This window comes from Corynebacterium sp. HMSC062E11 (genome assembly GCF_001811845.1).
GTDB lineage: Bacteria > Actinomycetota > Actinomycetes > Mycobacteriales > Mycobacteriaceae > Corynebacterium > Corynebacterium hesseae.
Genome location: NZ_KV806774.1, coordinates 401100 through 409324, shown reverse-complemented (window position 1 = coordinate 409324; position 8225 = coordinate 401100). Strand labels below are relative to the sequence as shown.

General features: G+C 61.0%; 9 protein-coding genes. 3 read left to right on the top strand and 6 right to left on the bottom strand.

Annotated elements, in window-relative coordinates; all coding sequences use genetic code 11:
* Nucleotides 1-186 precede the first annotated feature (186 nt).
* Nucleotides 187-576, top strand: coding sequence for a VOC family protein (locus tag HMPREF2822_RS01845; RefSeq protein WP_070520126.1), 390 nt, complete (start codon nt 187-189; stop codon nt 574-576).
* A 292-nt stretch (nt 577-868) separates the two neighbouring features.
* Nucleotides 869-1033, top strand: a complete 165-nt coding sequence (locus HMPREF2822_RS12855; protein ID WP_118790655.1) for an AMIN-like domain-containing (lipo)protein — start codon at nt 869-871, stop codon at nt 1031-1033.
* A gap of 90 nt (nt 1034-1123) precedes the next feature.
* On the opposite strand, the gene HMPREF2822_RS01840 is transcribed toward HMPREF2822_RS12855, so the two are convergent.
* The 4 genes from HMPREF2822_RS01840 to HMPREF2822_RS01825 form a co-directional block, all read right to left on the bottom strand.
* Nucleotides 1124-3394: a polyribonucleotide nucleotidyltransferase gene (locus tag HMPREF2822_RS01840; RefSeq protein ID WP_070520124.1), complete on the bottom strand. Its 2271-nt coding sequence runs from the start codon at nt 3392-3394 to the stop codon at nt 1124-1126.
* Between the two features lie 141 nt (nt 3395-3535).
* On the bottom strand, nt 3536-3805 hold the full coding sequence (gene rpsO / locus HMPREF2822_RS01835; RefSeq protein ID WP_010190317.1) for a 30S ribosomal protein S15: 270 nt from the start codon (nt 3803-3805) through the stop codon (nt 3536-3538).
* 80 nt (nt 3806-3885) lie between these two features.
* On the bottom strand, nt 3886-4803 hold the full coding sequence (locus HMPREF2822_RS01830) for a nucleoside hydrolase (RefSeq protein ID WP_070520122.1): 918 nt from the start codon (nt 4801-4803) through the stop codon (nt 3886-3888).
* Nucleotides 4804-5784, bottom strand: coding sequence for a bifunctional riboflavin kinase/FAD synthetase (locus HMPREF2822_RS01825; protein WP_070520120.1), 981 nt, complete (start codon nt 5782-5784; stop codon nt 4804-4806).
* 37 nt (nt 5785-5821) lie between these two features.
* Between HMPREF2822_RS01825 and truB the strand changes: the two genes are divergently transcribed.
* Complete coding sequence (gene truB, locus HMPREF2822_RS01820) at nt 5822-6715, top strand: tRNA pseudouridine(55) synthase TruB (protein WP_070520118.1); 894 nt, start codon at nt 5822-5824, stop codon at nt 6713-6715.
* Here truB and HMPREF2822_RS01815 read toward each other — a convergent pair.
* Together HMPREF2822_RS01815 and HMPREF2822_RS01810 are read right to left on the bottom strand one after the other, a co-directional pair.
* Nucleotides 6712-7386 (bottom strand): 4'-phosphopantetheinyl transferase family protein, encoded by a 675-nt coding sequence (locus tag HMPREF2822_RS01815; RefSeq protein WP_070520116.1) that lies wholly within the window; start codon nt 7384-7386, stop codon nt 6712-6714. The two genes, truB and HMPREF2822_RS01815, sit on opposite strands and share 4 nt — an antisense overlap.
* Nucleotides 7379-8200, bottom strand: a complete 822-nt coding sequence (locus HMPREF2822_RS01810; RefSeq protein ID WP_070520114.1) for a metallophosphoesterase family protein — start codon at nt 8198-8200, stop codon at nt 7379-7381. Before HMPREF2822_RS01810 ends, HMPREF2822_RS01815 begins: the two co-directional genes overlap by 8 nt.
* Between the last annotated feature and the right edge of the window lie 25 nt (nt 8201-8225).

The window sequence follows — 8225 nt, the reverse complement described above, 5'->3', positions numbered from 1 at the left end:
GAACAGGGGCCTAGCCCTCGTCGAATCAAACGACGACACCACTCCAAACAACCGAAAGGACAAGAACCCAAGAACACACCCACCGTCGAAAAGAACGACGACTGTATCACTCAGCCCTAGTCAGGTCTCCCCTGCTGCAGGCAGGGCCGTCGGCGTGGTTTCGTCATGCTCGTTTATATGGGGCGAATGCAGATCTACATTGCTTCAGTACCTGTCGATGACGTTGCTCGCGCGCACGACTTCTATGTCAATACGCTCGGCTTTCGAGTCAAGGTCGATGTGACCCACGGAGACTTTCGATGGCTCACGGTGACCAATGCTGAAGGTCAGGGAAATACGGAGCCCCTCCTCGAGCCAAAGGCCCACCCGGCGTCCAAGGACTACGCAGCAGCGCTCAAGGCCGATGGCATTCCTGCCACCCAGTTCTTGTCCGCAGACGTGGAGAAGGAATATAGGGAGCTCACTGAAAAGGGCGTGGATTTCACTATGGAGCCCACCGACGTCGGCCCCTCTATCATCGCTGTCTTCGACGACACCGTAGGAAACCTCATCCAACTGGTACAGCTTAAGAGATAGCGAAATTGTCGCGCCTAGTTTCTTTCCGCTTCCATCGTCGCAATCATCACCGCTGTATGTATCATGCCGCTGGGCGGATGCGCGGATCGCGGCGCGGATACGTTACCCGCGCCGCTGGTCAGCACGATTCCGTCGAGCACAGGCACCGCCGATGCACCGCAGCAGTCCAGTGACACGCTGGCTCCCCCTTCCCGGCAGGTAGCCAATGCCGCTGCTTTTAGGGAAGCGCTTTTCTCAATCTGGGAATCGAAGGCACCCCGTGGCCTTCCACTCCCCAGCTTGAAGAAAATATATGAAGCCGGGAAATGCACCTGGTGCCGGCGTGGTGAGCGAAGTCGTATACACCACCTCATTCGAGGCACAATCCCAACTGGTCATTGGCCTGAACAAGAAGACGCCGTATTCGGTGACTTTCCTTGAGCACCCCAAGCGCTTGGTACTCGACTTCCAAGAATAGCGGCCGCGGAAACGCTAAGGGCCCTGCCTCAGCTACTTAAGAGCTGGGTGGCAGGGCCCTCGTCCTAGTAGTTCCTAGGCGATCTGAGGATTAGTCCTCCTCAACCGGAACCAGGGAAATCTTGCCGCGGTTATCAATGTCCGCGATTTCGACCTGGATCTTGTCACCAACGTTGACGACGTCCTCGACCTTTTCGATGCGCTCGTCGCCGCCCAGCTTCGAGATGTGCACCAAGCCATCGCGGCCCGGGGTCAGGGAGACGAAGGCACCAAAGGCCACGGTCTTAACTACGGTGCCAAGGAAACGCTCGCCAACCTTGGGTAGCTGCGGGTTAGCGATGCCATTTACTCGCTCAATGGCTGCCTCAGCGGCTTCGCCGGTAGCGGCAGAGATATACACCGTGCCGTCTTCCTCAATGGAGACATCGGCACCGGTCTCCTCGGTGATGGCGTTGATGGTCTTGCCCTTCGGGCCAATGAGCTCACCAATCTTGTTCACCGGAATGGTCACAGAGGTAATGCGCGGAGCCAGGCCAGACATCTCATCAGGGCCTTCGATGACCTCAGCCATGGTGTCAAGGATGGCGGCACGGGCGTCGCGGGCTTGCTCGAGGGCGTCGGCAAGCACGTGCGAAGGAATGCCGTCCAATTTGGTATCCAGCTGCAGTGCAGTGATGAACTCGGAGGTGCCGGCGACCTTGAAGTCCATATCGCCGAAAGCGTCCTCAGCGCCGAGAATATCGGTGAGCGCCACGAACTTTTCCTTGCCATTGACCTCACCGGAAACAAGGCCCATGGCGATACCTGCCACCGGTGCCTTCAGCGGAACGCCCGCGTTGTAGAGGGACAGGGTGGATGCACAGACGGAACCCATGGAGGTGGAACCGTTGGAGCCGAGGGCCTCAGAAACCTGGCGGATGGCATAAGGGAAATCCTCGCGGGACGGGATAACCGGCAGCAAGGCACGCTCAGCCAGAGCACCGTGGCCGATTTCGCGGCGCTTCGGGGAGCCCACACGGCCGGTCTCACCGGTGGAATACGGCGGGAAGTTGTAGTGGTGCATGTAGCGCTTGGACTCCACTGGGGTCAGGGAGTCGATCTGCTGCTCCATCTTCAGCATGTCCAGGGTGGTCACACCCAGAATCTGGGTCTCGCCACGCTCAAAGAGGGAGGAACCATGGGCGCGCGGAACGAGATCGACCTCAACGCCGAGGTCGCGGATATCGGTGACGCCGCGGCCATCGATGCGGAATCCTTCAGTGAGGATCTTGTTGCGGACGATGGCCTTCATCACGGCATTGAATGCGTTGCGAATCTGCTTGGAGGCATCGGCCTCGTCAAGGTCATCAAAGTCCTCGATGAGCTGTGCCTCAACCTGCTCCATGTAGTCATTGGTAGCATCGTCGCGGTCCTGCTTGCCCGGGATGGTAAGCAGCTTCTCCAGCTTCTTGGAGGCAGCCTTTTCGACAGCAGCGTAAACATCATCACCATAGGCCGGGAAGAGCGGGAATTCCTGGGTCTCCTTGGCGGCGCGCTCGGCCAGGCCTGCCTGCGCTTCGCACAGGGTCTTAATGAAAGGCTTGGCAGCCTCAAGGCCCTCAGCCACGGTGGATTCCTGCGGAGCCGGGGCACCTTCCTTGATGCGCTCGGCCACGTTCACGCCGGCACCCGCCTCCACCATCATGATGGCGACGTCGTCCTTGCGGCCCTTCTTCACGATGCGGCCGGCAACGACCATCTCGAACAGGGCACGCTCGTGCTGCTCGTTGTTCGGGAAGGCCACCCACTGTCCCTTCGGGTGCTTGTCATCGGCAATCAATGCCATGCGCACGCCACCCACCGGGCCAGAAACCGGCAGACCGGAGAGCTGAGTGGAGGCAGAAGCACCGTTGATGGCAACGACGTCGTAGTACTCCTCCGGGTCCATGGAGAGAACCGTGACAACGACCTGAACCTCGTTGCGCAAGCCCTTGACGAAGGTCGGGCGCAGCGGGCGGTCGATGAGGCGGCAGGCCAGGATAGCTTCGGTGGAAGGACGGCCCTCGCGGCGGAAGAAGGAGCCCGGGATCTTACCCGCGGCGTACATGCGCTCTTCCACATCCACGGTCAGCGGGAAGAAGTCGAAGCCCTCACGCGGCTGGTTGGAAGCGGTGGTCGTGGACAGCAGCATGGTGTCCTCGTCCAGGTAGGTGGTCACGGAGCCACCAGCCTGTCGGGCAAGCTGGCCCGTCTCAAAACGGATAGTACGGGTGCCGAAATCGCCGTTATCCAGGGTGGCGATGGCCTCGGTAATGCCGTAGTCCTCGTCGATTGCGAACTCGACGGAGTTGTTCGTTTGATTCTTAGCGTTCTTAGCGCTCATATATGAAACTCTCCTTGGAGCTGTCATGGCGATCTTCGGTGCCGCCTCTTCTTCGATGTTTTCTGACAACGCCCAAGGATTTTAGCAGATGGGACAAGAAAACCCCCGCACACTTGGTGCGGGGGCTAAAAAGTCGAGCGCTTAGCGGCGCAGACCCAGGCGAGAAATCAGGTCGCGGTAACGGTCAACGTCGTTAGCAGCCAGGTACTTCAGCAGGCCACGACGGCGACCAACCATGAGCAGCAGACCACGACGGGAGTGGTGATCGTGCTTGTGATCCTTGAGGTGCTCGGTCAGGTTGTTGATGCGGGAAGTCAGCAGCGCAACCTGTGCCTCCGGGGAACCGGTGTCGGTCTCGTGCAGGCCGTACTCCTTAAGGATTTCAGCCTTCTTCTCGGTGCTCAAAGCCATGGAAAAATCTCCTATTGTATTTCAGTCCACATGAAATGTTGCGCCTAAAAAGCGCTGCCCGTGACTACTGTGGACCGCAGTCAGCAAGCCGAAGTAGAAGTATAGAGGCTGCCCAGCTTCGACATCAAATCCTCGACGAAGCGCGCGTCGTCGACAGCAACGGCCACGCGGGTGGTGGGATTCTCGAGGCGCTCAGGGTCACCGATGGTGCGCCCGTTCTCCTCACACCGCAGATTGAGGTCGAGGCATGTGACCAGCGAAGGATCCGCTGCCACTGCCACCGCCAAGGGATCGTGGAGCCCACAACCGCCGAGATGCGGAGACGTCGTTTTATAGGCGCGGATGTAGTAGTCCACGATGTCCGCGTAGATCCGGCCCGTCCGCGTGCCTCGCCACTGCTTCGTATGCTCCCTGGTGAGCAACGTGCGCAACGTGACATCGAGCCCCACCATCGTGAGGTTCTGTGCATGGCGGAAGACATAGTCCGTGGCTTGGGGATCTTGGAAGACGTTGGCCTCGGCATAAGGAGTGACGTTTCCGGGTACGGTCAACGCGCCACCCATCATCACGATGCGGGCGTTGCGGGCAAAGTCCGGGTCCTCGCGCATGGCGGCCGCAATGCTTGTCGACGGCCCCGTCGGCACTATAACCAGGTCCTCGCCATGCTCACGGACCGAACGGACAAGAAAGCCCACCGCATCCTCGTATGCCTTGCGGCGCGGCGGTGGCAAGAGAACCTCGCCGAGGCCATTGCGTCCATGAATGAACGCCGAAATGGGAGCCACGTTAAAGCCTGGCCGGGTCGGGCCGGAAAAGACGGGGACGTCCGAGGCGTCGAGAAGCTCGAGCAACGCCAGCGAGTTGCGCACTCCCAAGGCCACCGGCACGTTGCCATAGGTGCCGGTGACCCCGATCAGCTCGAGGTCAGGGTGCGCAACGGCATAGGCGAGCGCAAGGGCGTCGTCGATTCCTGTGTCGAGGTCGAGGATGATCTTCATTTAGGCCTCACGGGCAAGAATCTCACGAACTCGGGCGACGTCGCGCTCCATAGCCGCTAGGAGCTCCTCAACGGAGTTGAATTTCTCCATGTCGCGCACGTGATCGACAAAATGCACGGTGGCCTCGTGGCCGTAGAGGTCGGCGTCGCGGTCCAGCACGAAGGACTCCACAGAGCGCTCCTCGTCGCCGAAGGTGGGGTTCGTGCCCACCGAAATGGCCGCTGGATAAGGAACGCCGGGTTCCATGTCTCCTTCCAAGGGCGCCCCAGTTGGCTCGACCACGAACCAGCCCGCGTAGACGCCATCGGCTGGGATGGCAACGGATTCCGGGAAATACTGGTTGGCGGTCGGGAAACCGAGTTCCTTTCCACCGCGCCCCGCACCACGCACGACGGGCCCAGTCACCGTGAAATGACGTCCCAGCGCCCAATTCGCGCGCGCGATATCGCCCTTGGCAAGAGCGGCGCGGATGTTGGTGGAGCAGATGCGCTCGCCGTCGTCGTCAAGCAAGGGCACGATGTCAACGTCGAACCCAAACTCGGTACCGAATTCCGCCAGCGCCTCCGCGGTGCCGGACGCGCCTGCGCCAAAGGTGAAGTTCTCCCCCACCACGACGTGTTCCGCATGCAAGCGCCCCACAAGGAGGTCCGTCACGTACTCGCGCGGCTCAACGCCCCGGAGCTCCTCAGTGAAATCGATGACGAGCACGGCCTCGATGCCCATTTCTTCCGCCAGTTGCATGCGGCGCTCAAAAGTAATGACGGACAACGGCGCGCGCTCCGGAAGGAACACCGAAACTGGGTGCGGATCGAAGGTCACCATGACCGCACTATGACCGTGTTCGCGCGCGTGCTCGACGGCCTTCGTCACGAGCTGCTGGTGGCCGCGGTGTAGGCCGTCGAAGACGCCAATTGTCACCGACGTCGGACCGAGGTCAGCGGGGATGCTATCGATTCCGTACCAAATATCCACGGGCACCATGCTATCCCACAGCAGACGGTGCCCTAGACTGCAGGGCATGACTGATCCGCTCGAACGTTCTGGCCTCGTGGTCGTCGACAAGCCCGCCGGCATGACCTCGCACGATGTCGTGGGAAAACTACGGCGCTTCTTCCACACCCGCAAGGCGGGGCACGCAGGCACGCTAGATCCCATGGCCACGGGGGTGCTCATCGTGGGCATTGAGCGCGGCACCAAGTTCCTCGCCCACATGGTGGCCTCCACCAAGGCTTACGACGCCACGATTCGCCTCGGGATGGCGACCCACACCGACGACGCGGAGGGGGAACCAACGTGGGGCGAACCGGCAACCGCTGTGGAAGATTCAGCCATTGCGCAGGAAGTTGATGCCTTAACCGGCGATATTATGCAGCGTCCGGCAGCGGTGTCCGCGATCAAAATCGATGGCAAGCGTGCCCACGAACGGGTGCGTGCGGGCGAAGAGGTTGAGATTCCAGCGCGCCCCGTCACGGTCAGCCGCTTCGATATCCTCGATACGCGGCGCACCGGAGAGTTCATTGATCTGGACGTGTCGGTGGCCTGTTCTTCGGGTACTTACATCCGCTCGCTGGCGCGGGATTTGGGAGAAGCACTCGGCGTCGGCGGACATCTCACCGAGCTGCGCCGCACGGAGGTAGGGCCTTTTACGCTTGACGACGCCCTCCCCCTCGACACCCTCGAGACCTCCCCGAAGCTGTCCTTGAGCCTCGACGAGGCGCTCGCCCGTAGCTATCCGGTCTTGGAGGTCACCGATGACGAGGCTCAGGCCTTGGCCATGGGTAAGTGGCTGGAGCCGCGTGGGTTGAAAGGCACCTACGCGGCCGTCGATCCGCAGGGCCGATCCGTCGCCCTGATCAAAGAGAAAGGCAAGCGCCTGGCCACGGTTTTTGTCGCTCGCCCCTCCACTCTTTAGTTCTCAAAATTGAGCGCCGGGACGGCGGCGGCGACGATGACATAGCCGTCCCGAATGATCCAGTGGCCGGTAATAAACGGCACCGGGGTCGGTCGCGCTAGGAGGTAGGAGACTAAAGTTCCGTCGAGGCGCAAGTCAATTTCGGCCTGATCGAAATCGAGCCACCGCCGCGTCATGGGGAACCACGTCTTGTAGGTGGCTTCCTTCGCGCAAAACAACAGGCGGTCCGGGCAGGAGATGCCCGCCGCGCGGAGGCGGGACAACTGCGGCATCTCCCCTGGCCGGGCGATCATCGTCAACACGTGTTCCGGCAAGGGCTCCGCTGGCTCGGCGTCGAGTCCCATCGAGCGGACGTGTGTGGTGGGCGCTGCCACCGCCGCGCGCAACCCCTCGGTGTGCGTCATCGATCCCGTGTAGCCCTCCGGCCACAGCGGCATGCCCCGCTCACCGCGCAGAATAGGTTCGTCGCCGGTGTAATTAAGCTCCTTCAGCGCGCGGTGAGCGCACCAGCGGGCATCCCCAAATTCCGACTTGCGGACGTCCACGGCCTGCGAGACCACAGCGCGCTCCTCTGGGGATAGGTGGTGGAAATTGAGGAGATTAGTCATCGACTCATCCGTGCGCACATAGCAGTAGCGCGCAGACTCTGGGAAGAGGAAAGGCTCAAGCATGCTCGGCCCTCCCCGTCGTCTCATCGATGGTGAGCACCGGATACGGCCACTGCTGGAGGCCACCGTGTGCCTGCCATTCACGCGGATACCCTAGCGAAACCTCGATGTGGTCCACGCCGTCGATATTGGCACGGTTTGGCATGTGAAGATGTCCATAGACCACGGCTTTGGCGTTGTAGCGCCGCGGCCACGAACGCGTGTGGCGGGTACCGCACCACAAGGCCACTTCGGGCCAGCGCAAGTAGAGGGTCGGCTCCTGGACCAATGGCCAGTGATTGATGAGGACGGTCTCCCCTTCCACCCGGGACAGGCGCTTAATTGAATAGGCCAGCCGGTCCCAGCACCAAGCACGCACATCGACGAAGGGGGCGATGGCGAATTCATCGGTCATGACGATTTGCTTTTGCTTTGCGCTCGCAAGCTCTTGTTCGACCGTGGTCCCCGGCGGGCGAAAGCTGTAATCGTACAGCGTAAACAGTGGGACGACGGTCACCCCTCCGAAGACCGGATAAGGATCCTCTGGGGTGATCACGCCGATCTCACGGCAGCCTTCAACAAGCCGGTCGTATTTTGCGCGCCCCTTAAATGCATCCTGTCCCCGAGAAAAAAGCTCATGGTTGCCGGGCACCCAAATGACGGTGGCATAGCGGTTCTTCAGCCGCGCCAAGGTGTTGATCACCAGGTCAATGCGCTCGGCGACGTCCCCTGCGACAATCAACCAGTCATGGGGATTCGGCGGCACGAGTTCATCGATGCGCTCACCGTTGACACGCACCGCCGCGTGGAGATCGGAGACGGCCCACAGAGTGGTCATAATGCCTCCTTCACACGAACATTCC